Source organism: Neorhizobium sp. P12A (assembly GCF_008365395.1).
Classification (GTDB): Bacteria; Pseudomonadota; Alphaproteobacteria; order Rhizobiales; family Rhizobiaceae; genus Rhizobium.
This window is the reverse complement of record NZ_QOVX01000012.1, coordinates 12,016-36,416: the sequence shown is the minus strand read 5'-3', so window position 1 is coordinate 36,416 and position 24,401 is coordinate 12,016. Positions and strand designations below refer to the sequence as shown.

Here is a 24,401-nt window from a genome sequence, read left to right as displayed (position 1 = left end):
GTGTTTGATCGGTCACGTGTGTCGCCGATCCAGGAACCTAAGCCTGTCTTGCTTTGCGATTGGCGTAGCGCCGATCGCGTTCAGCCTTTCGCGCCGCCTCGTCCTCGACGACGCGTGCGATGCGGTTTTTCTCGCGAGCATCGCGCGCTTCAGTCTCGGCTCGGGCTGCAGCCGCCATGGCGGCCTGCTGTTCGGCTGCCTCGGTCACCAGGCGCTCCGACTCCTCGAGCTTCACCCGTTCGCGCTCAAGGCGCCGCTCTTCCCTGGCGCCAGCGATGGCCATACGTTCCGCCTGCCTTGCCAAGTTGGTTGGCTCCGCCGCGGTCTTTGCAGTGCGATAGGCATTCAGGAGAGCAGTCTTTGCATCCGCTGATGCCGTGCGGCGATCGGAGAGTTCATTGTTTCTAGCGTTCTTCAAACGTTTGTCCTTGGATTGTGTTGCCGAAGAGGTCAGCGGGTTTTCGCTCGTCGGGCGAGCAGCAAGGCTGTCGCTGTCGCGCGGTCGTGCACTTCTTTTGCCAGCCGTGCTTCGCGAAGCCGCAGGGTCTTTTCCTCGCGGGACCGGGCAAGAGAGTCGAGCTCTTCCACGGCGCTGTTGCGAGCAAAAAAGTGCGATTGAACATTGCCGAAAGCAATCTCCGCCTGCTGGCGAGATTTGCTGTGTGTCTGCGTCATATTGATGCCTCTGAGGTAGATGCCAAATCTGGTGGCAATAAAAAAGGCCAGGCAATCTGCCTGACCTCGGTTGGTATCATGCGCTCAACAGTGCCAGTACATCCGTGGTCAAAGGAAAGCGGATACCTATTGGCCTTAAGCGGCCTGCAGATTGCAGGCAGACATCTTGCCCGACTTGTTGTCGCGCTCCATTTCGAAGCCGATCTTCTGGCCTTCGACGAGTTCGCGCATTCCGGCGCGTTCGACGGCAGAGATGTGGACGAACGCATCAGCGCCGCCATTGTCAGGCTGAATGAAGCCGAAGCCCTTGGTGGAATTAAACCATTTAACTGTGCCAGTGGTCATGATGAACCCTTTCATAGCGATAGAGGAACCACAGCGCTCACGCGCCGCGGATGGTGATAACGATTTTTGAAAGGAAGGTTCGTTCAGGGCGCGGTGCCAATCGCACGATAACCAAAGCTCAGCAAGCAAATATCGACGGTGGATATATGGACCAACCGCCGCACCTTGTCAACTTTTAGTTTTCAGGACAAGCAGATTCAGCATATGGTTGCAGTCTCAAACTTTACATCTGGCCGTGATCCTTGTGACCCGTTTTGTCAGCAAGGTCAAAATTAGCCGGACTGTCCTGAGCCTCCCTGCTGCGATATCTCCGGCGAGCATTGAAGAACCGCCTTGTGACCTGCCGTCTCAATTAAGTGTGGTGCTGATCCACAGTAGACGTGCTACGGTATGTCAGAGCGTCCGTCTAGGTTTGCATTAACGGCGTTCATGCCGAGTGATGGCTCGCTGCGCGAGTTTTCGGCCCCTGAGGGCCATTTCCATGTCAAAAGAACCGATTGCTCATTTTGAAGCGGCGAGCACGCTTGCCGTGGTGGTCTCGTCGAACGAGCCGTTGCTTTTCCTGTCCGCAGACCAGAAGGTTATTGCAGCCAGCACGTCGTTCTGCCGGACCTTTGAGATCGATCCAGCGACAATTCCCGGCAGAGCGCTCAGTGAGCTTGGAAACGGCGAATGGGCAATGCCGAAGCTTGCCTCGCTGCTGAAGGCGACAGCGTCCGGGAGTGCCAGGATCGAAGCCTACGAGATCGACCTCAAACGGTCTGAGCGGAAGACACGTCAGTTGATCGTCAATGCGCAGGTTCTCGACGACGGCAACAAGGACCATACCCGGCTCCTGGTGGCCATCACCGACGTGACTGACGCGCGTGCCGAAGCAAAACAGAAAGACGATCTCGTCCGGGAGAAGGCGATCCTGATACAGGAAGTCCAGCACCGGGTGGCAAACAGTCTTCAGATTATCGCGAGCGTCCTTATGCAAAGCGCTCGTCGGGTGCAGTCAGAGGAAGCACGCGGACATCTTCACGACGCCCACAACCGGGTCATGTCGATCGCGGCCGTGCAGAAGCAACTCTCAACATCATCTGGCGGCATCGTCGAGCTTCGCAGCTATTTCACGCAACTTTGCGAGAGCCTCGGCGCATCGATGATTGCCGATGGGGACCGGCTCTCGATAGCCGTGACAGTCGATGACAGCTCCGTTGAGGCTGACGTGTCCATAAGCCTGGGGCTGATCGTGACGGAATTGGTGATCAATGCTCTGAAGCACGCCTTCGCCCAGCAGGAGACGGGCAGGATCGTGATCGACTATCGCTCGGACCGCACTGACTGGACCCTCACGGTGACCGACAACGGCGTCGGCATGCCAGCCGGCAGCGATGCACCCAAGGCTGGCCTCGGCACCGGTATCGTCGAGGCGCTTGCCAGGAATTTGCGGGGCGAGATTAACTTGTCTGATGCAAACCCAGGCACGGCCGTGAGGATCAGTCATCGCGGCGACGCCGACCGCCGAACCAGAATTCCGGCGGCGGCATAGGAACCGATCACTCGCTGAAACGCTAATCCGAGCCCGGCTTTCCAGGCTCACACGAAAATCGAGTGGCATATGTTTAATGGCAAGGCAGTCGTGCTGGTGGTTGAAGACAGCGCTATCATTCGAATGGGCGCCGTCGACCTGGTGCAATCTGCAGGCTACGAGGCGCTTGAGGCGAGCAATGCCGACGAGGCAATTCGAATCCTGGAATCGAGAGCCGATATCGACCTGGTGTTCACCGACGTACAGATGCCGGGCACGATGGACGGTATCAAGCTATCCCACTACATCCGCGATCGATGGGCGCCGGTGAAGTTGATCGTTGCTTCGGGCATGGCGATCCTCGAAGAGAGCAGCCTTCCCAAGGGGAGCCGGTTCTTCTCAAAGCCCTACAACAATCATGCCATAGCAGATGCAATGGCCGGCATGCTTTCGGGCGACTTTAGGATTCCCACCGCATAAGAAGCCGCCTCACCTGACGAAGCTGTCTTGTGCTAAATTCTCGTATAGCTGGTGGAGAAAAGAGACCGGCGAGGAACAAGGCAGACATGTCAATTCAGCGTACGAGCTTTTACGTCCTTCTGGCGCTTGTGACGATCGCGTTCATCTGGCTGCTTATTCCCTATTACAGCGCTGTCTTTTGGGCCGTTATCCTGGCAATCATTTTCTTTCCGGTGCACAAGCGACTGGAGCATTTGTCAGGAGGCCGCCGCCGCATCGCCGCCCTGCTGACGGTGTTGATGTGCATATGCCTCGTTATCGTGCCGGCAATGATCATTCTCGGGTCTCTTATCCAGGAAGGAACCAGCCTTTACCAACGGATCAGCAGCAACGAAATCGATCTCAATGGATATCTGGTCCGGATCCAGAATGCCCTGCCCGCCTTTATCGAAAACTGGCTGACCTCACTAAAGCTCGGAGGTTTTTCGGAATTGGGAGCGAACATTTCGTCGGGCGTCGTGCAGGCAAGCCGGTCGATCGGCGGAAGCGTGCTCAGCTTTGGTCAAAATACCCTGCAGTTCTTCATCAGCTTCGGCATTATGCTGTACCTGCTTTTCTTCCTGTTCAGAGATGGCGCTGACCTCAGCGGCAAGATCCGGCATGCCATCCCGTTGAGCGACGATTATACGCGGCAGTTTCTCGACAAGTTTTCTGCTGTCGTGCGCGCTACCGTCAAGGGAAACATCATCATCGCGATCGTCCAGGGCACGATCGGCGGCGTGGCATTCTGGGCTCTGGGTGTAGAGGCCGCTCTGTTATGGGGCGTGACGATGACGTTCCTGTCGATGCTGCCTGCTATCGGAGCGGCGCTCGTATGGGGTCCGGCTGCTATCTGGTTGGTCCTCGTGGGAGCCTGGCTGAAAGCAGCGATCCTCGTTCTCATCGGTATCTTCGTTATCGGGCTGATCGACAATCTGCTGCGCCCGCCGTTGGTCGGCAAGGGAACGCGACTGCCCGACTACGTCGTGCTGATCTCGACAGTCGGCGGCATCTCCCTGTTCGGCATTAACGGCTTCGTCATCGGCCCCCTGATCGCCGCCTTGTTCATCGCCGCATGGTCAATTTTCGCCGAACAGCGGAATGCTGAGAGATCAAAGTCCAAAGTATTGAGTGAGGATTCATCGGCTTCCCGGCACTTTAAAGCAGGACGGGAGTGATGAAGGCAGGTGATGGGACGAGCTTGCGAGCCAGGCGCGGAGGCTCGTTCCTACGCCGACGCCCGGAGAACCGGAAACAATCATGGCACAAAACCGCCAGGTGTTCGGCAAAGCGTGGGTCTCTCATCTTTGCCTACGACGCAAAACCGTTCCAACTATTCAGTTCGTTATCATCTTTAGGCATCAGGAGCACATTCCTTCTCGTCAACGGGCATTGCCCACCAAACAGAAGGAATACTCCGATGGTCAAGATCCTCGATACAATTCTCTCCCAATCCGCCTATTCCGCAGAGATCGACGTTCCGCTCGAAACGATCGACATTGCCGATTGGCTCTTCAACCTGCCCGAAGCCGAATATCTTCGCTGCTGCCCGCCTGACCATATTGCAGCAGGCATCACCTGGACCGATGACGGCCGTCGGATGTCGATCAATGTCGAACAGATCGGCTCAGGCTTGGTGGTACAGCACTATGTGGCCGAAGTCGCCGAACCGGCCTATTGCCGGATGAACTCGATCTCGGATGTCTTCACCGCCAGCGGCAGAACCCAGGTCAATGTCGTCCGGGAACTGATCGCTGAGAAAATCGACGACAGCAGGACGCGCTACACCAATAAGGTCACAGCCCATCCGACGGATGCGTTCATGAGCTTTATCCAAGACCATGGCGTCGCTTATGAAGACGCTGCGGCAGCCCGTCAGGCCGCAGGCGGCGACCACAACAAACGCGAAACCCCGCTCTTCGCTGCCAGCATCGCCCGGCGTGCGCTTTCGAAGTAAGAGAGGAACCTTGCGATGAAAGCGATCATCTTCGATGACTTCGGGAGCGCGAATGTCCTGCGACTTGCCGATGTCCCCATGCCCGAAGTGCGTCCCGAGGACCTTTTGGTGAAGGTTATGGCGGCAGGTGTCAATCGTGCCGACCTTCTTCAACGTGAAGGCGTCTATGGCGCTCAGACTTGCGGTGATAGTGACATCCTCGGCCTCGAGGTCGCTGAAGAAGTGATAGCCGTGGGAAACGCAGTAACCGGCTTTGCCGTCGGCGACCGTGTCATGGGGATTGTCGGTGGCGGGGCCACTATGCGCAGTATGCCCACCTCGACAGCGGCTTGGCGGCGGTCATTCCGGCTGGCCTATCCTTCACCGATGCAGCCGCAGTCATGGAAAGCTTCGTGACAGCTTGGGAAGCGCTTTCAAATCTTGGAAGGATCGCGGAGGGCGAGACTATTCTCGTCCATGCCGCTGCAGGCGGGATCGGATCGGCTGCAGTCCAACTTGCGAAGTCCCGGGGCGCGGCAGTGCTGGCCACCGCGTCTGGAAACAACATTGAGAACGTGCTGGCCCTAGGCGCAGATTTCGTCTTCGATTACAAGCCAGTCGACTTTAAGGCAGAGATCACTGACGTGACTGCCTCACGCGGCGTGGAGCTGATCATCGACTTTGTTGGCGGGTCTTATCTGGCCCGCAACGGCAGAAGTCTTGCGCCGGGCGGTCGGCTTGTTCAGGTCGGGCTGCTGGGACGTGATGACCATGCCATCATTCCCCTCGGTACCGTTCTTCATAACCACTTGCAACTTCTTGGAACGGTCATGAAATCCAGATCACAGGCAGAGAAGAGAGCAATGATCGGGCGGTTCAGTGACCAGGTGCGGCCAATGATGGGCAAAGGGCTTCAGCCCGTCGTTGGAGCACTCTATTCGTTCTCGGCTGCCTCGGATGCCCACCGGTGAATGGAAGCCGGCGGTGTGTTCGGCAAAATCGTTCTCAGCGATTTTCATGTGTGATGACGGAAATGGTTTCTGCTCTTGAAGGGACTCGAACCACCGACACCAAATTCCAAATCCTAAAAACACCGGGAAACTAAAAGTTCTTTCTTGCCCTCTGTCTCCCTGTTATCGTGGAGGTTAGGAGACAGCGCCATGAGCGAGAACCGAAAGCTGGCTGCAATCCTGGCCGCAGACGTGGTTGGGTACAGCCGACTTGCCGGCGCGGACGAGGACCTCACCCTGGCGAGGTTGAGGACACTGCGCAGCGATCTCATCGATCCCACGATCGCGGTGCACCATGGCCGGGTGGTGAAGCGCACCGGCGATGGTGCGCTGGTCGAGTTCCGCAGCGTGGTGGAGGCAGTGCGCTGCGCCATTGAGGTGCAGAACGGTATGGTGGAGCGCAATGAAGGCGTCCCGCAGGACCGTCGCATTGAGTTCCGGATCGGTATCCATTTGGGCGACGTCGTCGAGGAAAGCGACGGCGATCTGATGGGCGACGGCGTCAACATCGCCTCGCGATTGGAGGGCGTCGCCGCGGCGGGCTCGATCTGCCTGTCCGAGGATGCCTATCGCCAAGTCAAGGCGAGGCTCGACCTCTCGGTCAGCGATCTCGGCAGCACGCAGCTCAAGAACATTGCCGAGCCGATCCGGGTCTATTCGCTGCAAGTCGGCAGCGCAGGGACCAAGTTAGCCGCGACGTCGGAAACCGCGACGAGCCAACCGGCGACGGCAGCGTCGCCGAAGCTTTCGATCGCCGTCCTGCCCTTCGCCAACATGAGCGGTGACGCCGAACAGGACTACTTCGCCGACGGCATCTCGGAAGACATCATCACTGCGCTATCGAAGCTGTCGCAGCTCTTCGTCATCGCTCGCAATTCGTCGTTCACTTTCAAGGGCAAGTACGTCCATGTGCAGGAGGTGGGCACGAAGCTCGGCGTGCGGCATGTACTTGAGGGCAGCGTACGCAAATCGGGGAACAGGGTACGCATCACCGCGCAGCTCATCGATGCGACCACCGGCGGGCATCTATGGGCGGAGCGGTTTGATCGCGACCTCACCGACATATTCGCGGTTCAGGACGATGTCACGCGGCAGATCGTCAGCGCGCTGGCGGTCAACCTGACGGAGGGCGATCGGCAAAGACTGGCGCCGGGGCAGAGCCGGCACCCCGAGGCGTATGACTGCTTCTTGCGTGGCCGGGAACTGTGGCACCGGCTGACGAAGCAAACCAACAGCGACGCCCGCGACCTTATGCAACGTGCCGTCGAACTGGACCCGAACTTCGCCTCGGCGCACGCCTTCCTCGCCCTAACCCACGGGCTCGACTACCTGAACCGGTGGAGCGCGTTGCCGGAGCGCTCGATCGAACAAGCCGAAGAGGCTGCGACGCTGGCGGTAGCGCGGGATGATAGCGATCCCGTGGCGCACTGGTCGCTGAGCCTGGTCAACCTTTACTCGCGGCACCACGATGGAGCCATCAGCGAGGCCGAGCGTGCGATAGTCCTCAATCCGAACTTCGCCGAAGGGCAGGTCAGCCTCGGCGAGGCACTTGTCTATTCAGGCAGACCCGAGGAGGCACTCGCCTATTTCGATCGGGCGAGGGTTCTGAACCCATACTTTCCGGATATCGTTCTTCACTTTCAGGCTTGGGCCTTGTTTCAACTGGGAAGGTACCCAGAGGCCGTCGAACTGTTGCTGCAGCGCGTAAGCCGCAACCCCGCCACCGATGTCTCGCGCGCGCTTTTGGCCGCTTGTTACGGGCACCTGGGCCGTTTCGAAGAGGCTCGCGCGATGTGGCAAGAGGTGCTGCGCGTCAATCCCGACTACTCCTTGGAATACCGTCGCAAAGTCTTGCCGTTCAAGAACCCCGCCGATTTCGAGCTCGTCATGGAGGGTCTGCGCAACGCCGGTGTCGTAGAATGACGGGTGGTTGATGTCCGATCCGAACGTCGCGGCCCAATGACGGTGCGCAGGTAAACGTGCATGCCGATCTGATTTTGTTCAATTTAACAATATTGGGCTTCTTGAAAGGATCTGAACCCGAGACTCGGCATCCAAAATATTGATCTACTGAAATATCTTTTTAAACATAAAACTTGGGGTTGCAGTAAGTATTTAAATTTAAAGATCCAGTCATGACCCCGATCATTGATCCACAAAGCGCTTGGCAGACGATTGCGACGTTCGCTCATAAGGCGCCCAGTCCGCACAATACGCAGCCATTCAGGCTCCGTATCGTCGACGCCAGCACGGTTGAAATCGTCTTCGTTCCTCGTCGGGGTCTTTGGGTTGCCGATCCGGCCGCCCGATTTACCTGGCTGACGGCCGGCATATTCGCGGAGATCTGTTCCATCGCCGCGCATTCATTGGGATACGAACTTCAGACCCGTTTCGATCACACGCCGATGTATACGAACGGCGATCTTGAGACCCCACAGACCGTGGCGGAGCTGCGGCTGATCAAGACCGACAAACAGGTCACTGACATCGATGCGGGGCTTATCTTGAAACGTCACACGTCACGCCTCCCCTACGACGGCACCGCATGTCCTCCGGCGATCATCGCCGAGCTCAAGGCGGAAGCGGCGCGCCTTGGCCACAGCTTTGAAACACGCAACGACTCGGAAACGATCAAGTGGGTCGTAGAACTAAACAAGCAGGCACTGTTTCACGACTTGGACGACGACAGGTTACGCACCGAGCTGGTCAAGTGGCTTCGATTTGATGCCCGCGAGGAAGATCTGCTGAACGATGGGTTATCGGCGCGATGCCTGACATTCAACGGTACGCTGCTGCGCAGCTTCTTCCTGCAGCACAGGTTCTGGACGATGCCTGGCGTTCGTCATCTGGTCGGCGCCGTCTATGGCACGACCATGAAAGGTATCGGGACAATCGGTCTGCATCGCCACATAAGCGCGGACTGGATACCGCTAATCGCGGATTCTGAACCCATAAGCGTGGATTCGTGATACCGCCGCACTCTCACGGATAGCCTATTCCTCCTAGAACCACCGTGCGACGACCACGCTCCAGAAACAAAGGCGGCCCTCACCTCTCTTGTGGAAAGGCACACTGTCTTCAAGCACTGGGCCAGCGAGCAAACCCATCCACCTCCGATCGAAACAACTTCGCACTTCAATCACAAGCAGGTCGTCAAGAACCGTCTGTTAACCCTGCGACTGAGAAAGGAGGTGGCGAGCCTAAAAAAACGGATTCGCCGGCGGGGCTGCAGGCTGTCAAAAACCGTGCAAAAGGTAAACATCAATACTTATCGATCGTTGAGGGGACAAAATATAAATGAGAAAGATCGCGGACTTTTCAGTATAAACAAAATACTCCCTCGTCAGCATCAAAATCAGATGATTTCTGTACTTCGAAGGCTTGAATTAAACATCAGTATTTAATGTTAACGTCACTTAGCGAAAGGACTCGCTGCGTTGTCAACATTATAGACGACAAGATCCGCTACAGCCTTTTGCCTTTACTACAAGCGATGGCGTGTGGCCGGAACGTCCGACTGAGGTCGCAAGGCTGCGTTTGCCGAAACACCTCGATATGCATCTGAAATCCCTTGTGTTTCGAACTCGACTTGGGAGCTCTGGGAAGAGAGATCCCACGCGTCGACGAGCACGTCCTAATCTTGGAAGGCCGCCCTATCTGCCGAGGGCTGAGTCCTTCTAACTGTTGCTCTGCGACGTTCCTTGGGGAACTGGGTTGCGGACATCAGTTCACTACGCGTCGGATCCCGATGCCACTGGTCGTGGATGGACGTTAAGGCTCGATGTGACATCTACAGCTTAGTGACCAATAGAGAAGACACATCCTCACGTTGACATCTTCAAGGGACAATCCGAACTATGTGGCGAGTATTCCTCTTTTGATTCGCGTCATCCGGACGGTCTAAATTGAAGCACCAGTATGAACCACGAGTCCTTGCGCTTGACGACAAGCAGCTTGAGCATTTCGTTAAGGATTGGGTGGCGAGCCGCGTGCTCGAATATCGCCAATGGCAGCGGTGGGGAGAGACTGGCGACCTTGGCCGCGATGTCGTCGGATATGTGACAGACAACCGACATGAAGGGCCGTGGGATAACTTCCAGTGCAAGCAGCTCAAGAAAAGATTATCGCTTGGTAACGCTTTTCTCGAACTCGGCAAGATTTTCAAGCACTCCGCCGATGGTGCATATTCGTTGCCGCGTCGATATACGTTCGTAGCGCCAAGAGGTGTTGCGAGGGGTGTTCAAGAGCTTGTAAGTCATCCGGAGGCGTTCCGGACGGCCGTGATCCAGAGATGGGACGAACTGATCGCACGCAGACTCGTCGAAAAGACGACGATCCCACTCAGCACCGAAATCAAGGCAAAGATCGATGAGTTCGACTTCAAGAACATCGACTGGCTCGATGCTGAGAAGCTTGTTGCCGACCCATACTGCCTGCGCGTTCTCGTGGGTTGGTTCGATGCGGATCCTGGACGGGCGCCTCGCGGCTCGGTTCCGACGGACCTGCAGGCGACCGAAAGCGTCTATGTCTCCCAGCTTCTGCATATATATGCCGAGCGTTCGCGACAGACATTTCGGGACTCGTCTGACGCGCTGTCGCATCCCGACCATGGTGACCATTTCCGCGATCAACGCATCCGGTTCTTTGATGCCATGGAGTTCGAACGGTTCTATCGAGACTCGACGCCGCTCGACTACGTCGATACCTTCAAACATGAGGTCTACAGCGGTGTCATTGATACGCATAGACGTCAGCACAAGGATTGCCTTGGACGAGCAGAACATCTCCTGGACTCACCCATCAACGTTTCAAGAGAACTTCGTCGCTTTAGCCCTAAACGTCGCCGGCAGGTACCTGGAGCGATCAAATGATCGAATCGCGGCCTTTGCGGCTGACGAATCCTGCGATCCGCTAGCCCCATATTTCCGAGAAGCTTGATAGCGGAAAGACCGGGCACCTCGCACGCTCTGGTGTTCTCTCTGCATCATCCCTGCCCTCCTGAAACGCCTGCCGGAGTTCACTCCAGATTGGATTCGGGAACGCCCACTTCTCCGCGTAAGGCCGCCATCCAAAAAACACCCGCGCTTCATCCGACATCTCATCCCGTATGGATTCAATCTCTTCGACAACGGCCGTACCCGTGACGACGAAGTCGGTGACATACGTCTCGTCGCCGTAGGTCAGCTCGACCCCGACGCAGCTCCAACTGAGAACGTCGGGTTCGACGTCAAGGAGACATGCGAAATCGCGGGCATCTTGCGTCCGGAAGATCGGTGACCCGGCGCATTTGATCGTGGCAAGCGGATAGAAAAAACGGGGAGACGCTTGTCGCGGGTCGACATCGCCCGGCGGCATCTCGAAGGGAATGCTATTCATGGCACCCTCGGAAAACACAATACGATGAGGCGGACGCCGAACTATGTCCGGCAGTCGGTCAACGTATTCGTGCCGGGCGGTAGAAAGCGATGTACAACATGATGGCGAGAACGTTTAGAGAACAAACGTAAGGGCGTCAAGTCGGTGATCTTCGTTTATTTTCAGGAGGATCCGCGCCGGCACTCCCCCTTCGACGGAACTCTGTCGAACGCCGCGGGTTCCCCCTTGCCAATGTAAGGAGTTCAGACATGAACAAGGACACGAAAGCTCGACAGGCGATCGAGGAAACCGGAAAGATGCCTGTCGCAGGACAGGATCATCCGCCAGCCGGTCCTCATGATAAGGAGCACCTTCAGGACGAAAGCAAGACGCCCGGTGCCGGATCGTTGCCGGACAGGGGTGACGAGAGCGTGTCGCCGGGGAGCGGCTGACAATCGGTCGCGGTGCGAAGGCCGTTTCATAATCACCCGGCCAGCCAGCCCCTTACCTGCTCAAGGGTTCTCCGCTCCTGATCGGCTTCCATGACGAACTCCGGCTTCCAGTCAGCCCGTGATGCTATCGCTTTCAGCACGTCGAGACTGCTGCCAACGCCGTAGCCTCCGTGGGTGATGAAGGGATGGACGGTCTTGCCCGACAGGTCGTGGGCCTGGACGAACGCACGGACAACCGGCGGCGCGGTCATGCCCCAGATTGGCAGCCCAATATAGATCGCATCGAACCGTTCAAGGTCTGGTACCGAGGCCGCCAACGGAGGAAGGTAGCCGGCCGTGGTCTCCCGGCTCGCCTGCGCCACGGTCTGCTCGTAGTCTTCCGGATATGGAGTAGCCGGATTGATCTCAAAGAGCACGGCCTCCCTGGCTCTCCGGATCTAATTGGCGATCACCCGCGTGTTCCCGGTTCGGGAGAAGTAGGCGACAAGAACTCCCGGTGAACCGGCACCCTGTGCGCACGCGCTGTGGTCGAGCGAAGATACGGCCGCCGCCACGATCGGAAGGGTCTGCAGGAAGTCGCGTCGACGCATTCGGATCTCCATCACAGTCGTTCGGTCGCCTGCCCGGCGGCATATTCTTCATCTGTGACCTTCTCCATCCAGGTCACGTTTTTGCCGTCAAGCGCCTCGGCGACCGCGAAATGCGTCATCGCCTCGTTCGGCGAAGCGCCATGCCAGTGACGAACGTGAGGCGGGATCCATACGACGTCGCCAGGAGCGACCATTTCCACCGGCCTGCCCTCCGTTTGAACCAATCCCCTTCCCGACACGATGAACAGCGTCTGACCGAGAGGATGGGTGTGCCATGCCGTTCGCGCGCCGGCCTTGAAGGATACCGTAGCGCCGCCGATACGCGCCGGAGCGTCGCCGCGATAGAACCCCGACGTCTCGACCTTGCCGGTGAAGTACTGCGCCGGTGCCGCCGCTCGTCCCTCGCCTGACCGCGTCACCCTAATTTCCTCTGGCGCGACCGGCGCACTCGCCGCCGCCGCCCGCATCTCGAACACCTCCTGCAGCGCGGGCACGGCGGACATGGCCCGTGGCCATCCGGCGTAGAACGCGACATGCGTCACGACCTCCGACGCTTCCTGCTCCTTCAGACCGTAGTCCATCGCGCGATTTGCATGAAACGGGAGTTGCTCGGGCTGACCGATAGCGACGAGAGCAGCGATCGTCACCACGCTGCGGTCGCGGGCAGAGAGGTCGGGGCGCTGCCACAGATCCCCGAAGAGAACACGGTTTGTCAGCTCAGCGAGCGCCGGGGCAGTCGGAGCAACATTCGCGTTGACCGTCGACGCGCGTGCCGTCTCGGCGGCGGCCTCAAACTGGATCCGGTCCTCACCGACGCTTGCGACGACGACGATCCCGCGTTCCTCGAATACCTTCTTGATCTCGGTCACAGCCGACATCGCGTTCGGCCAGCCTGAGTAGAAGGCGAGATGCGTTACAAGTTCGCCCACCTCTTCGGGCTTCAGGCCGTTATCAAGGGCTCGACGAACGTGGTTGCCAACCTGTGCCGTCTTGCCGGTCGAAACCAGCGTCGCAACCGTAACGAGGCTCCGGTCGCGAGGCGAAAGTTCCCCGCGCTCCCAGACTTCTCCGAAGAGGACGTCGTCCGTGAAATGCCCAAGTCCGGGCGCAGTCTCGTAGACGGCGGGCGGCGCTACCCGTGGACGCCTCTCTTCGGCCTCTGCGCCTGTCATCGCCAGCGCGGACGCGGCGACGGTTGCTGTGATCTTGTTCATCGACTCGTCTCCATCAGTTGCTTTAACTGTGCGAGTAGATCTGTCTGGCCGCAGATCAGTGCCTGGTCATTTTCAAGACTGCCTCGGGGAGACGCTCACCCTGTACTTCGATCTTGGACGCTTCGCGATCGATCTCTGTCAGGTCGTCGGACGTCAGCCCGAGGTCAACGGCACCGATGTTTTCTTCCAGGCGGTGGAGCTTCGTAGTGCCGGGGATCGGGACGATCCAGGGCTTCTGCGCCAGGAGCCATGCGAGAGCGACCTGGGCGGGCGTCGCCTGCTTACGCTCTGCGATCGTCTTGACGACCGAAACGAGCTCGAGGTTAGCCTTGCGGGCCTCGGGAGAGAACCGCGGCACCATGTTGCGGAAGTCGCCTTCAGCAAAGGTCGTGGCCTCGTCGATCTTTCCTGTCAGGAATCCAGCGCCGAGCGGAGAAAAGGGAACGAAACCGATGCCAAGCTCTTCAAGCATGGGCAAAAGCTCCTGTTCTGGGCCACGCCAGAACAGCGAGTACTCGCTCTGAACGGCGGCGACCGGATGGACGGCGTGCGCGCGGCGGATGGTGTTGATGCCAGCTTCCGAAAGACCGAAGTGCTTCACTTTGCCTTCGGCGACGAGGTCCTTGACCGCACCTGCGACATCCTCGATCGGAACGTTCTGGTCGACGCGGTGCTGATAGAACAGGTCGATCCGATCGGTCTTCAGACGTTTCAGCGCGGCGTCGGCGACGGCCTTGATGTGTTCAGGCCGGCTGTTGGTGCCGCCTGTTCGGGCTCCAGTTTCCATGTCGATATCAAAACCGAACTTGGTGGCGATCGTCACCTGATCGCGGATCGGCCGCAGTCCTTCGCCAAGCAAGGATTCGTTGGCGAACGGCCCGTAGGCCTCCGCGGTGTCGAAGTGGGTGATACCACGCTCGTGAGCGTCGCGAAGGAGCTTGATCATCTCACCCTTTTCGGGGACCGTCCCGTAGACGCCGGTCATCCCCATGCATCCGAGACCGAGGGCTGAGACCTCGAGGTCGGAGCGTCCGAGCTTGCGCTTCTGCATTGTCGCTTCCTTCTTCAATTGTTGCTTCCCTCGGACGCGAAGTCCGAGCTGACGCTCAGTTCCTTCCAGGCGTCGATCTCCTGACGCTGGCCGTCAACCTCGTTGCCGACGATCTTGACGGCGTCGCTCCCAAGCAAGAGCCGGGCGGGAAGTTCCGATCGCGAGACCAGCTCGAGAAGAGCGGCGGCTGCCCGTCGCGGGTCGCCTGGCTGCGTGCCATGCGTCTTGTCGTTCTCCTTCCGGCGCGGTCCTGCAGTTGCGGCATAGTCGTCGATTTTCATCTTCGACTGCTGCAGCGACCTTCCGGCGAAGTCCGTCCTAAAGGCGCCCGGCTCGACGATCGTTACGCGGATGCCAAGTGGCGCGAGTTCCTTGCGCAGTGCGTCGGACATGCCGCCGACCGCGAACTTCGACGCCGAATAGTATCCCGAGCCAGGCGCGGCCAGCCGGCCGGCGATCGAGGATATGTTGAGGATGGTGCCAGAACGGCGAGCCCGCATGCCGGGGAGAACCGCCTTGATCATTGAGACGGTGCCGAAGAAGTTCGTCGCGAAGAGATCCGCGACTTCCTGCTCGTCGCCCTCCTCGACCGCCGCACGGTAGCCGTAGCCGGCGTTGTTGACGAGCACGTCGATCGAGCCGAACCGCTTTTCTGTTTCGCCGACGACGTCAGCCACTTGCGCCTTGTCGGTGACGTTGAGCGCGGCGGCGTAGGCGGTCTTTGGATATTGCACCGCGAGATCCTTCACCTTCGACACATCGCGCGCCGTCACGATCGCATTGTGCCCGGCGGCGAGAACCGCCTCGGCGAGGCTCCGCCCCAGTCGCGTGGAGCAGCCGGTGATGAGCCAGGTCGTCATTGTCTATCCTTTCGTGTCATCTCAATTTCCCATGCAAATCCATGCCAAGTGATCACGTCCGTGGCGGCGCTTCGACGCCAGAATAGACAAGCACCTGGTCGGGCAGCCGGGCGCCCTTTATCTGGATGGCGGCGACCGCCTTGTTCAGTTCGGCGATTTCGTCGGAGGAGAAGCTGATCGTGGCTGCTCCGACATTCTCGAGCATGTGCGGCATCTGCGTGCTGCCGGGGATCGGTACGATCCATGGCTTCTGGGCCATCAGCCACGCCAACGCGACCTGTCCAGGCGTCGCGCCCTTCCGTTCGGCCCACGTCTTCACCAACGCGACCAAGGCGAGGTTGTTCGGCAGATTGTCGGGCGAGAACCGGCCTTCGATGCCGCGGATGTCACCCTCGGCAAATCTCGTCCGCTCATCGATGGCACCCGTCAGGAAACCGACGCCCAGAGGGCTCCACGGCACAAAGCCGATACCGAGTTCTTCGCAGAGCGGAAGCACGGCCTCTTCCGGCCCACGCCACAGCATGGAGTATTCGCTCTGGATTGCTGTCAGCGGCAGTTCGGCATGGGCTCGGCGCACCGTCTGCAGGCCCATTTCGGAAAGCCCCCAATGCAGGACCTTGCCCTGAGCCTTCAGTTCCTTGACGGCGCCTGCAACCTCCTCGATCGGCACGGCCGGATCGACGCGGTGCTGGTAGAGGAGATCGATGCGATCGGTGCGAAGGCGCTTCAGCATGCCTTCGACGGCCAGCTTGATATGCTCCGGCCGGCTGTTGAGGCCCGGCATGCGCTTGCCGGTTTCGAGATCGATGTTCCAGCCGAATTTCGACGTGATGACGACATTGTTGCGGAAGGGCTCGATCCCTTCGCCAAGAATACGCTCGACCTCATGCGGACCGTAGGCTTCGGCGGCGTCGTAGAAGGTAACGCCGCGATCGTGCGCCGTCCGGATGATCGCGTGCATCTCGCTGCGGGTTGGGATCGTCGTCTGATAGGTGCGGCTCATGTTCTGGACGCCGATGCCAATACTCGACACTTCCAGCGACCCCAGCTTGCGGCGTCCAATCGGGCTGCTTGCTTCAGCCGTCTGTGCTGCAGCCGGGGAGTAGCTGGCTTCGACAAGAGGAATGGCGGCAAGCGATCCTGCCGCTCCGAGGAAGCCGCGACGGCCCATGGTCAGTTTCGTCTGATCTGCCATTGCAGGGATCCTTTCGAGAAGCGCTGATTGCGATCTCGAATATAGACCTCGCTGGCACATGCGATTAGATGCTATAATCCGCATCTCCCTATTAGCAGGACTTATAAATGCCGATTGAGAACTTCAACGATCTTGCCGCTTTCGTGGTAGTCGCGCGGGAGGAGAGCTTCACGAGAGCCGCCGTGAAGATGGGCGTCTCTCAGTCGGCTCTGAGCCAGACCATCCGCGGGCTGGAAGCGCGCCTCGGAATGCGACTTCTGACGAGAACGACAAGACGTGTTTCGCCCACGGAGGCAGGCGAGCGGCTTCTCAAGACCGCAGCCCCGCGGTTCGAGGAAATTCAGGCCGAGCTTGCGGTGCTGAGCGAAATGCGGGATCGACCGACCGGAACCGTCCGCATCACGGCGGGCGAACATGCGGCCGTTGCCGTGCTCGCTCCTGCCCTGGAAAGGTTTCTGCCCGAGAACCCGGATGTGAAGGTAGAGATCATAGTCGACTATGGTTTGACCGACATCGTCGCCGAAAGGTTCGACGCCGGCGTGCGTCTTGGAGAGCAGATTGCCAAGGACATGATCGCGGTGCCGATCGGCCCCGATGTGCGGATGGCGGTGGTAGGCTCGCCCGCGTATTTCCTCCAAAAACCCGTGCCCTGGACACCGCAGGACCTCACCGGCCATAACTGCATCAACATGCGGCTTCCGACCCACGACACCATCTTCGCCTGGGAGTTCGAAAAAGATGGCCGCGAGTTGCGGGTCAGGGTCGACGGGCAGCTCGTCTTCAACAATCTTGCCATGAGGCGGGAGGCTGCGCTCCGCGGCCTTGGACTCGCCTACATGCCCGAGGACCAGGTGCAGGACAATCTGGCGACAGGAGAACTCGTTCGCGTGCTGGAAGAATGGTGTCCGCCCTTCGGCGGCTACCATCTTTACTACCCGAACCGCCGGCACCCCTCGCCCGCCTTCGCTCTCGTAGTCGAAGCCCTACGTTTTCGATGACAATGAGAACCCGATGTCGGGATCGGGGCGGAGATCTGCTCAGCCTTTGGGCTTGCCAAGCTCCCTGTCGTCTCAGCCCCAATCTCTGTAATGTCTCTCGCCTGCCTTCGTTGCCAAGCTCTGATTGGCGAGCGGTCCGAGCATGACAATCTCGCCGCGATAACAGACGACCGCCGTGCCCCTCAGGAGATCGATCTCGATTGTCAAACCGGGGTCGCCGACAGGAGCACTTGGTGACAGTCGATTCCTACCACGAAGAAGCTTCGGCATTTGCCGTGGACAAGACTTCGTTCAGGGCAGGAGACATTCTTCGCAGATACCGGAGCAATCCTCGTCTATGACGGCGGCCCGCCCGCAGCAGTCACAGGAGGACAGCACCCCGGTGGCGCACGTTTTCCGTTCAGGCGGCAAGATTTCCATCATGTCGTCGTCGAAAACGGTCGTGAGGATCAGGTCGTCCATGTCGATACTCCGGGGATTGGACTCAAAATGGTGACGCTGGACTTGCAGACAAGATGGGCGCCTTGAAGTTCGAAGCGGACGACATTTCGGTGCGATGAGCCGAATGCTTCCTCCACCTTTCGAAGGCCATCCCGTTTCATCGAATGTCAGGAAACGATGGAGGACGCCTTGGGGTCGGTGGCGACATCTGGCGACGCTGCCGGTTGGCATCAGGAAGAAGTGGCGGCTTCTCCGAGGTCTTATCAACTCGTTGACGTGGAAGGCTTCCCTTCCCATCTACGCGTGATGCCGAAACACGAAAAGAACGACGTAGAGCTCCTCCGGACATGGACGCTGCCTCCCGCGGCCACCATGGGATCGGCAGTGCGTTCAAAAGGGATATTTCAAGAACTGCAAAGTCGCCTCCCGACAGCCTTGAAGAAGGCGCTTGTTCTCTATGGTGGGGACATCATCCTTGCTATGCCGGTCAGGGAGAAGGCAGCGTTCAATGCGGCGGTAGCCATCCTTGCAAAGGCAATGGTGGACGTCGAAAACCTCCCCGTCATACCGCGAGAGATTCAGGACATCCTCACTATCAAAGCCGGGGAACGGCACCGCTGGCTCGCGGACGGCCGGCTACCGAGCGCAGGAACCCGGACCGTAAGGCTGAACGGGCGCGCCCGACGCATCACGTTTCACATCTTCGATCCCAAGGTGGTGGAAGATCTGCTGGACCGCGGGGCCGTCGACGAATGGCGGGAAGAAGACGCGATCGCCAAGGCGGAGAACCGTCGGAAGGCGGCATATAAAGCAAAACTGACGCGGTCGCTGAAGACGGCGGGCAAGACGAAAAAGGCCAGAGGAGAAATAACGGACGAGCCGGCTTCGCAGCTTCGCGGCTGGGAGGAGTTCGATGTCGACGGGCTGCTTCGATAACGAAAGCCGGTTGTAACCCGGCGATCCAAATCCTTAGGCCACTCCGGGAGAAGGGCCGCATGAGAGGCAGCCACTAATCCAAATGTGGAATCGTCAGGACCATGTTCAGCGTCATCCCTTATCGCGCCGGTTATTGGAGCCTCCGACCCGCTGCTCGACGAAGGATATAGACGAGCTCTTCCACCCGACCGTCATCTGGAAGAGCTGCCCCCTCCATGATAGCCAATCGCAGATTTTATCAGCTTCGTTTGTCGTTACCTGTCATCGAAATCGAGTGCGGACTATGCTCCACTGTTTGCGCGCGGCATGGATTGAGGATTGCCAGCGATTCAGACCTTCAATTTGATCACCATCACTCCATCACTCGCAGGGCGGATAGGGATAGTAGCCGCAGCGGTAGCCCCTGTTGTAGTAGCCCGACCAGTAGGGATGCGCGATCGCGGCGCCGACAGCCACTCCGGCCGCCACCGGGGCGCCGGCATACCAGGCGCCGTGATAGACCGGCGCATGCCAGTAGTTTCCACCGTGCCATGCATATGTATTTCCCGTCCGGTCGTTGTGGTACACGGCCGTATCTCCGACGCGCCCATAGCTCCCGGCGAAGTCCCCGCGGCTGCGATCGAAGTCTCCTCCGCCGAAATCACGGCCTCCGAAATCCCCTCCGCCGAAATCGTGTCCGCCGCCTCCGAAACCACCCCCACCGAAGCCGCCGCCGCGGTCGATGAAGAGCGCTGCGGGTCCGCTTGAACCGCTAAGGCTCCCCTCCAGGACAGAAACTTCGAATGTCAGGTTGCCGCCTTCGAGCTTGGGCGCCTTGAGCACCACCACCGCGTCCTCTACCTTCGACCCGTCTCCGCCCAGCACGGATATGGTCGCGTTGGGAGGATCGTTGATGAAGTTGTCCTTGTCCTTGTCCCACTGCATGATGAACTGCTCGGTCGTGACATGACCTGCGGACCGCACGGGGCGATCCGCGAAGACAATCGAGTTCGCCGAGACGCCGGTCATGGTGAGCTTGTCATTCTGCAGCGTCGCGCCCGCAGAATTGAGAACGAAGAGCGAAGGGACAGGTGCCGTCGGCGTCACTACACCGATCGTTTTCTGCAGCGGAACGTGCGGCTTCACACTCGCATCCTGCGCCAACGCGGCGCCGGCCGTGGAATAGAAGGTGCCGGCCAATAGGACGGCACAGACCAGATTTCGAGTAAGCATGGCTAGACTCCTTTTCTTTGGTTTAGCTTGGCGATGGCGCGCGAACCCCGAAGCTCGCGCAGCCGACCGATTCACTTCGAAGGAAAGATCTACTTCCAGTCGGCCTTCATATCGACCACGGTCCACCCTGCGTTCGGTGCTGCATCGAGCCGAGATCAAAACTTTGTCATGTTCGCTGCGGGCGGGTTCGGCGCCTTTGCCAAGGTCGCCTTGTATTCCTCGACCGTCCCCAACAACGGACCGAGAACCCAATTGTACATCTCGCCAATATTGTGCTCCTCCTGCGGGTCCGACTCGATATTGAACACCTTTGGATAGCCGTTCATTGGCGCGGCGCTCGCTCCCACTCCGCCCATCAGCGTCGCGCCGCCTGCACCGCTACGGCCGGGCGCCACGTCGGCAAAATAGGCTCGGAATTGCTTCCAGCGGACCGCGACCAGATCGGCGCCGACGAAAGTCAGCAGATGGTCGCGCGCTCCGGTATTGTTCTTGCCAAGCAGCAGGTCGCTCTGGTCGACGCCGTCGACCGGACGGTCGTCGGGCACCTTGCCGCCCGCAAGATGCGCAAGGGTTGGGAAGAAATCCATGATGGAGAACATGGCGTATGAGGACCGAGGGCTGACCCGGTGCGGCCAGCGGATCATGGCGATGGTGCGGATCGCGCCTTCGCTCACATCGCCGAGCGCGCCACGATAGGGTCCGCTTGATCCGACGTCTGGCATGTCGCCGCCGAATGCGCGTGCTCCCGGCCCGTCAGGTCCGTTGTCAGAAGCCAGGATCACAATGGTGTCCTCGTCGAGGCCAAGCTCTTTCAACGAGTCAAGCAGCTTGCCGATAATCGCATCGCATTCCATCAGGGAATCGCCGAACTGGCCAATGCGGGATACTCCCTCGAAGGGTTTCGAGGGCAGATTGGGAAAATGCGTCCGGGAAATCGGCAGGTATAGAAAGAACGGCTTGCCTGCCGCCGTTTCGCGCTTCATGAAGTCGATGCCGTGATCCACCAGTTCCCAGTCAATTCCGCGACGCACTTCCTCCGTGTATGGCTTCACCGGCTTAAGCGGCTCGCCCCGTCTTGCCTCGACGATTTGCGGTCCCTTGTCGATCGGGATATCGAGGGACTGTGTCTGACGGCCCTGGCGGATCATGCCGAACGCGTCCCATGTGTCGTTGGGAGGGATGCCATAGAACTCGTCAAAACCCTGGTTCTGCGGCTGACTGTAGGTTTGCCCTCCGAGGTGCCATTTGCCAAAGATCGCAGTGGCGTAGCCGGCGTCGTGCAGCATCTCGGCCATTGTGATTTCCTTCGCCGGCAGCGAAATGTCCGTGCCGGCAACCGCTACCAGCGACAATCCGGAGCGGACGGAGTAGCGCCCGGTCATCAAGGCGGCACGCGAGGGCGTGCAGGACGGCTCGACCAGAAACTGTGTGAGCCTCAACCCCTCCGCGGCAAACTGATCGATGTGCGGAGTTGGCGCACCGCGTAGTTCGCCACCACCGTAGGCGCCCACGTCGCCATAACCAATGTTGTCACCTAGGATGAGCAAGATATTCGGCGGTGTTTGCTGAGCGCAGGCCGGCCCGCTGAACAAGGCGGGGGCGATCAGGCAGGAGCCGATAGTCAGCACATCGCGTATCTGCCGCAACCGCCCAAGCCATCTCATGTTTGCCTCCTTTGTCCGCCAGCGTCGATGAATCGGCGGCGGCCCGATCAATCTATCCGTTTAAGAGACCGAAGCCTGCTTGTGAGCTTCGGAGCACCGTCACCAGCATGATCAGTCGGCGCCATCAGGCGCCGACTCTTCTCGGCCAGCGGGAATGCTCGACTGAGCTGTCAGTCGCTCGCACCCGAATTCTTCATCTGCTTCACCTGTTCCATGACCTGCTCGAGGTTATAGCTGGCCGGGCTCTGCATCGGCGGATAATCGATGTAGCTTGACAGCTCCTTCAGCCACAGCACCTGGCCGATCGGCAGCATGTTCCAGTCGTAGACATAGGCCGATGCGGGTGCAGCTATAGCGCCTCCGAGACCAAACAGGGTCTTTGCCTGGTCGCCGATCGCGGTTTCGAAGGGATCGCGCTTGATGTTGACGACCTGCGTCCAGTGGTAGGGAACTACGCCCGCAATGAAGCCCGTCGGTGAATCGGAGACCATCGCAAAGTACATTTTCCAGTTCTTGTAGCGGACCGCCGACGGATCCTTGCCGGAGTAGTAGAAGAAGGTGTCGCGGTTCGACTTGGCTTGCTTGCCTTCGAGGTAGTCCCGTTGATCGACGCCATCGAGCGTCGTCTTGACGATGCCCGGATAGGCGCCTTTTTGGATCTGTTCCTTAAGTCCGTCTCCCTTGGGGCCGCCGGCGATGTCGACGAGTGTCGGCAGCCAGTCGAGCGAGGCGAAGATATCCGTCTTGATGGTTCCAGGTTCGATGTGGCCCGGCCAGCGAACGACCAGCGGTGCACGCATGCCGCCTTCCCACGTGGTCAGCTTGCCACCCTTGAAGGGCGTGGTGCCACCATCGGGGTAGGTGATCGTCTCGGCGCCGTTGTCCGTGGTGAAGACGATGATGGTGTTGTCGAGCTGACCCATCTCATCAAGCTTCTTCATTACGTAGCCGATGTTGTCGTCCATCTGCTTCATGCCGGCTTCGTTGACACCCCAGTCCTTGCCGCCAGGTTCCCCCACCATCGCCATGTACTTGTCCGGCAGCACGGTGGTGATATGCATGCGCGCGGGGTTGTACCAGACGAAGAACGGCTTTTGGGTCTTCTTGGGATCGTTGCGGTCGAGGAAGTCGATGACGTGGCTCGATATCTCCTCATCGACGCCCTTCGATCTTTCGAGCGTCAGCGGACCCTCGTCACGACAGGTCTGGTTTCCGGAACTGCCGTCGGAGGAGCTGCACGCGAGTATCGGACGCGGCGGCGTCAAGCATGTCGTCGTTTTCGGGTCGACAGCAGCCGGATCTTCACGCAGGCCGGGGATCGGCGTGTTCCTGCAAGGCGGGGCGACCGTCTGCTCGGTCGGCGTCTTGTTGATGTCCGGGAAGCTCACCCCCTGCATCGCATCGAGATGGTAGAGGTAGCCCCAGAACTCCTGGAAGCCGTGGGCTGTCGGCAGGGCGTCGGTGTGGTCGCCCAGATGGTTCTTGCCGAACTCGCCGGTCGTATAGCCGAGATCGTAGAGGAACTTCGCCAGAGTCGGCGTTCCTGGTCGCAGGTAGGACGGACTGCCGGGCAGTTGCGGCGGAATCATACCGGTCCGCAGCGGGTGCATCCCGGTGAAGAAGGCGTTACGACCGGCGGTGCAGCTCTGCTCGGCATAATAGTCGGTAAAGAGCGCCCCTTCCCTGCCGATGCGGTCGATGTTGGGAGTTTCACCGACCATCAGACCGCGATGATAGATGCCCGGCTGCATGTAGCCGATATCGTCTCCCATGATGAAAAGTATGTTGGGCTTCTGCTGTTCCTGGGCTTGAGCAGGCGCGTGACCGCCAATGACCAGCGCGCCGCCGCATAACAGAGCAGCCGTTAGAAGATTCTGCTTTATGCTCATTTGACTCTCCCTCCAGTGTCATGGTGCGCCCGCACCCAAGGGCCAGTGGCTCAGCTACAAACATGCGGGCGCAGCCCATCTGCGACGTATGCATTAGGCCTGCGTTCATCGGCAGATCGGCTGAGCGGGCGTCGGTCGCTCCCAATCGTTCACAGCCCGCGTTCGACGATAGGGGACGCAGCCTGTATCGAGTTTCGGCTATGGCGATCCCGTCGAGAGATCGAGCATGCGCACGATCTCGGTCTCGATCTCCGTCGCAAGATTGCGGAATTCCTCCGCCTTCGGTTCACTACCTGCGTCTTGCCAGTGTCGCATCGCACGAAGCGCCTCCTCGTAGTCTTCGCATAGTGCCCGAAAATCGGCGTTCCGGGTGAACAGTCTGCGTATGGATAGTTCCCGATAGGGCCAACGAGCGACGAGGAGGTTTAGTCCTGACATGACGCTTATCCTCTGATGGCGAGGTGCGTGGACGAAGGCTTGAGCATAAGAGGAGGGGAAGCAAGGTACGAACATGTTCGCACCGGCGGCCAAGCGAACGAGCACGCTCCGATCACTCGTTTGGAAGTG

The 24,401-nt window shown here is 59.2% G+C and carries 27 protein-coding genes; 12 read left to right on the top strand and 15 right to left on the bottom strand.

Features of this window, described 5'->3' with window-relative positions; translation table 11 throughout:
- Positions 1–37: 37 nt before the first annotated feature.
- The 3 genes from DTW90_RS25700 to DTW90_RS25690 all read right to left on the bottom strand — a co-directional run bounded on the left by DTW90_RS25700 (position 38) and on the right by DTW90_RS25690 (position 1,020).
- Positions 38–418, bottom strand: a complete 381-nt coding sequence (locus DTW90_RS25700) for a DUF6481 family protein (protein WP_145646763.1) — start codon at positions 416–418, stop codon at positions 38–40.
- 32 nt (positions 419–450) lie between these two features.
- Positions 451–675 (bottom strand): hypothetical protein, encoded by a 225-nt coding sequence (locus tag DTW90_RS25695; RefSeq protein WP_149341988.1) that lies wholly within the window; start codon positions 673–675, stop codon positions 451–453.
- A 135-nt stretch (positions 676–810) separates the two neighbouring features.
- The gene (locus DTW90_RS25690) at positions 811–1,020 is read right to left on the bottom strand and encodes a cold-shock protein (RefSeq protein WP_067966826.1); all 210 of its coding nucleotides are present in this window, start codon (positions 1,018–1,020) and stop codon (positions 811–813) included.
- A gap of 481 nt (positions 1,021–1,501) precedes the next feature.
- Between DTW90_RS25690 and DTW90_RS25685 the strand changes: the two genes are divergently transcribed.
- The 9 genes from DTW90_RS25685 (at position 1,502) to DTW90_RS25645 (ending at position 10,848) form a co-directional block, all read left to right on the top strand.
- The gene (locus DTW90_RS25685; protein WP_149341986.1) at positions 1,502–2,554 is read left to right on the top strand and encodes a histidine kinase dimerization/phosphoacceptor domain -containing protein; all 1,053 of its coding nucleotides are present in this window, start codon (positions 1,502–1,504) and stop codon (positions 2,552–2,554) included.
- 69 nt (positions 2,555–2,623) lie between these two features.
- Positions 2,624–3,013, top strand: a complete 390-nt coding sequence (locus DTW90_RS25680) for a response regulator (protein WP_149341984.1) — start codon at positions 2,624–2,626, stop codon at positions 3,011–3,013.
- A gap of 86 nt (positions 3,014–3,099) precedes the next feature.
- Positions 3,100–4,209 (top strand): AI-2E family transporter, encoded by a 1,110-nt coding sequence (locus tag DTW90_RS25675; protein WP_149341982.1) that lies wholly within the window; start codon positions 3,100–3,102, stop codon positions 4,207–4,209.
- A 242-nt stretch (positions 4,210–4,451) separates the two neighbouring features.
- On the top strand, positions 4,452–4,988 hold the full coding sequence (locus DTW90_RS25670; protein WP_149341980.1) for a hypothetical protein: 537 nt from the start codon (positions 4,452–4,454) through the stop codon (positions 4,986–4,988).
- A gap of 15 nt (positions 4,989–5,003) precedes the next feature.
- Positions 5,004–5,384, top strand: a complete 381-nt coding sequence (locus DTW90_RS37695) for an alcohol dehydrogenase catalytic domain-containing protein (protein ID WP_149341978.1) — start codon at positions 5,004–5,006, stop codon at positions 5,382–5,384.
- On the top strand, positions 5,369–5,938 hold the full coding sequence (locus DTW90_RS37690; protein ID WP_149341977.1) for a zinc-binding dehydrogenase: 570 nt from the start codon (positions 5,369–5,371) through the stop codon (positions 5,936–5,938). Before DTW90_RS37695 ends, DTW90_RS37690 begins: the two co-directional genes overlap by 16 nt.
- A 189-nt stretch (positions 5,939–6,127) precedes the next feature.
- A complete protein-coding gene (locus tag DTW90_RS25655) occupies positions 6,128–7,900 on the top strand; it encodes an adenylate/guanylate cyclase domain-containing protein (protein WP_149341975.1) in 1,773 nt (590 codons plus the stop codon).
- A gap of 212 nt (positions 7,901–8,112) precedes the next feature.
- A complete protein-coding gene (locus tag DTW90_RS25650) occupies positions 8,113–8,946 on the top strand; it encodes a hypothetical protein (protein WP_149341973.1) in 834 nt (277 codons plus the stop codon).
- 1,020 nt (positions 8,947–9,966) lie between these two features.
- Positions 9,967–10,848, top strand: a complete 882-nt coding sequence (locus DTW90_RS25645; protein ID WP_149341971.1) for an ABC-three component system protein — start codon at positions 9,967–9,969, stop codon at positions 10,846–10,848.
- A gap of 40 nt (positions 10,849–10,888) precedes the next feature.
- Here DTW90_RS25645 and DTW90_RS25640 read toward each other — a convergent pair whose 3' ends face one another.
- The gene (locus DTW90_RS25640) at positions 10,889–11,353 is read right to left on the bottom strand and encodes a hypothetical protein (RefSeq protein ID WP_188080043.1); all 465 of its coding nucleotides are present in this window, start codon (positions 11,351–11,353) and stop codon (positions 10,889–10,891) included.
- Between the two features lie 248 nt (positions 11,354–11,601).
- Between DTW90_RS25640 and DTW90_RS25635 the strand changes: the two genes are divergently transcribed.
- Complete coding sequence (locus DTW90_RS25635) at positions 11,602–11,784, top strand: hypothetical protein (protein WP_149341969.1); 183 nt, start codon at positions 11,602–11,604, stop codon at positions 11,782–11,784.
- A gap of 32 nt (positions 11,785–11,816) precedes the next feature.
- On the opposite strand, the gene DTW90_RS25630 is transcribed toward DTW90_RS25635, so the two are convergent.
- Genes DTW90_RS25630 through DTW90_RS25610 form a run of 6 tightly spaced genes read right to left on the bottom strand, consistent with a single transcriptional unit; the run spans position 11,817 to position 16,694 of the window.
- Positions 11,817–12,200, bottom strand: coding sequence for a flavodoxin (locus DTW90_RS25630; protein ID WP_246665041.1), 384 nt, complete (start codon positions 12,198–12,200; stop codon positions 11,817–11,819).
- A gap of 21 nt (positions 12,201–12,221) precedes the next feature.
- Positions 12,222–12,374, bottom strand: a complete 153-nt coding sequence (locus tag DTW90_RS37685; protein ID WP_246665040.1) for a hypothetical protein — start codon at positions 12,372–12,374, stop codon at positions 12,222–12,224.
- 11 nt (positions 12,375–12,385) lie between these two features.
- Positions 12,386–13,588 (bottom strand): carboxymuconolactone decarboxylase family protein, encoded by a 1,203-nt coding sequence (locus tag DTW90_RS25625; protein WP_149341967.1) that lies wholly within the window; start codon positions 13,586–13,588, stop codon positions 12,386–12,388.
- Positions 13,589–13,643: 55 nt separating this feature from the next.
- The gene (locus DTW90_RS25620; RefSeq protein WP_149341965.1) at positions 13,644–14,639 is read right to left on the bottom strand and encodes an aldo/keto reductase; all 996 of its coding nucleotides are present in this window, start codon (positions 14,637–14,639) and stop codon (positions 13,644–13,646) included.
- 14 nt (positions 14,640–14,653) lie between these two features.
- Positions 14,654–15,499, bottom strand: coding sequence for an oxidoreductase (locus DTW90_RS25615; protein WP_149341963.1), 846 nt, complete (start codon positions 15,497–15,499; stop codon positions 14,654–14,656).
- A gap of 52 nt (positions 15,500–15,551) precedes the next feature.
- Positions 15,552–16,694 (bottom strand): aldo/keto reductase, encoded by a 1,143-nt coding sequence (locus DTW90_RS25610; protein ID WP_149341961.1) that lies wholly within the window; start codon positions 16,692–16,694, stop codon positions 15,552–15,554.
- Positions 16,695–16,801: 107 nt separating this feature from the next.
- Between DTW90_RS25610 and DTW90_RS25605 the strand changes: the two genes are divergently transcribed.
- Positions 16,802–17,692 (top strand): LysR family transcriptional regulator, encoded by an 891-nt coding sequence (locus tag DTW90_RS25605; protein WP_149341959.1) that lies wholly within the window; start codon positions 16,802–16,804, stop codon positions 17,690–17,692.
- A gap of 291 nt (positions 17,693–17,983) precedes the next feature.
- Here DTW90_RS25605 and DTW90_RS37220 read toward each other — a convergent pair whose 3' ends face one another.
- Positions 17,984–18,154 (bottom strand): hypothetical protein, encoded by a 171-nt coding sequence (locus tag DTW90_RS37220; protein WP_188080042.1) that lies wholly within the window; start codon positions 18,152–18,154, stop codon positions 17,984–17,986.
- Between the two features lie 285 nt (positions 18,155–18,439).
- Here DTW90_RS37220 and DTW90_RS25600 point away from each other — a divergent pair, with 285 nt between their 5' ends.
- Complete coding sequence (locus DTW90_RS25600) at positions 18,440–19,069, top strand: hypothetical protein (RefSeq protein WP_149342145.1); 630 nt, start codon at positions 18,440–18,442, stop codon at positions 19,067–19,069.
- A gap of 360 nt (positions 19,070–19,429) precedes the next feature.
- On the opposite strand, the gene DTW90_RS25595 is transcribed toward DTW90_RS25600, so the two are convergent.
- From DTW90_RS25595 to DTW90_RS25580, 4 genes are all read right to left on the bottom strand, one after another.
- The gene (locus DTW90_RS25595) at positions 19,430–20,281 is read right to left on the bottom strand and encodes a hypothetical protein (RefSeq protein ID WP_149341957.1); all 852 of its coding nucleotides are present in this window, start codon (positions 20,279–20,281) and stop codon (positions 19,430–19,432) included.
- Between the two features lie 155 nt (positions 20,282–20,436).
- Entirely contained in the window at positions 20,437–21,945 is a 1,509-nt protein-coding gene (locus DTW90_RS25590) for an arylsulfatase (RefSeq protein ID WP_149341955.1), read from the bottom strand.
- A 170-nt stretch (positions 21,946–22,115) separates the two neighbouring features.
- Positions 22,116–23,834, bottom strand: coding sequence for an arylsulfatase (locus tag DTW90_RS25585; RefSeq protein WP_149341953.1), 1,719 nt, complete (start codon positions 23,832–23,834; stop codon positions 22,116–22,118).
- Between the two features lie 198 nt (positions 23,835–24,032).
- Complete coding sequence (locus DTW90_RS25580; protein ID WP_149341951.1) at positions 24,033–24,272, bottom strand: hypothetical protein; 240 nt, start codon at positions 24,270–24,272, stop codon at positions 24,033–24,035.
- Positions 24,273–24,401 lie beyond the last annotated feature (129 nt).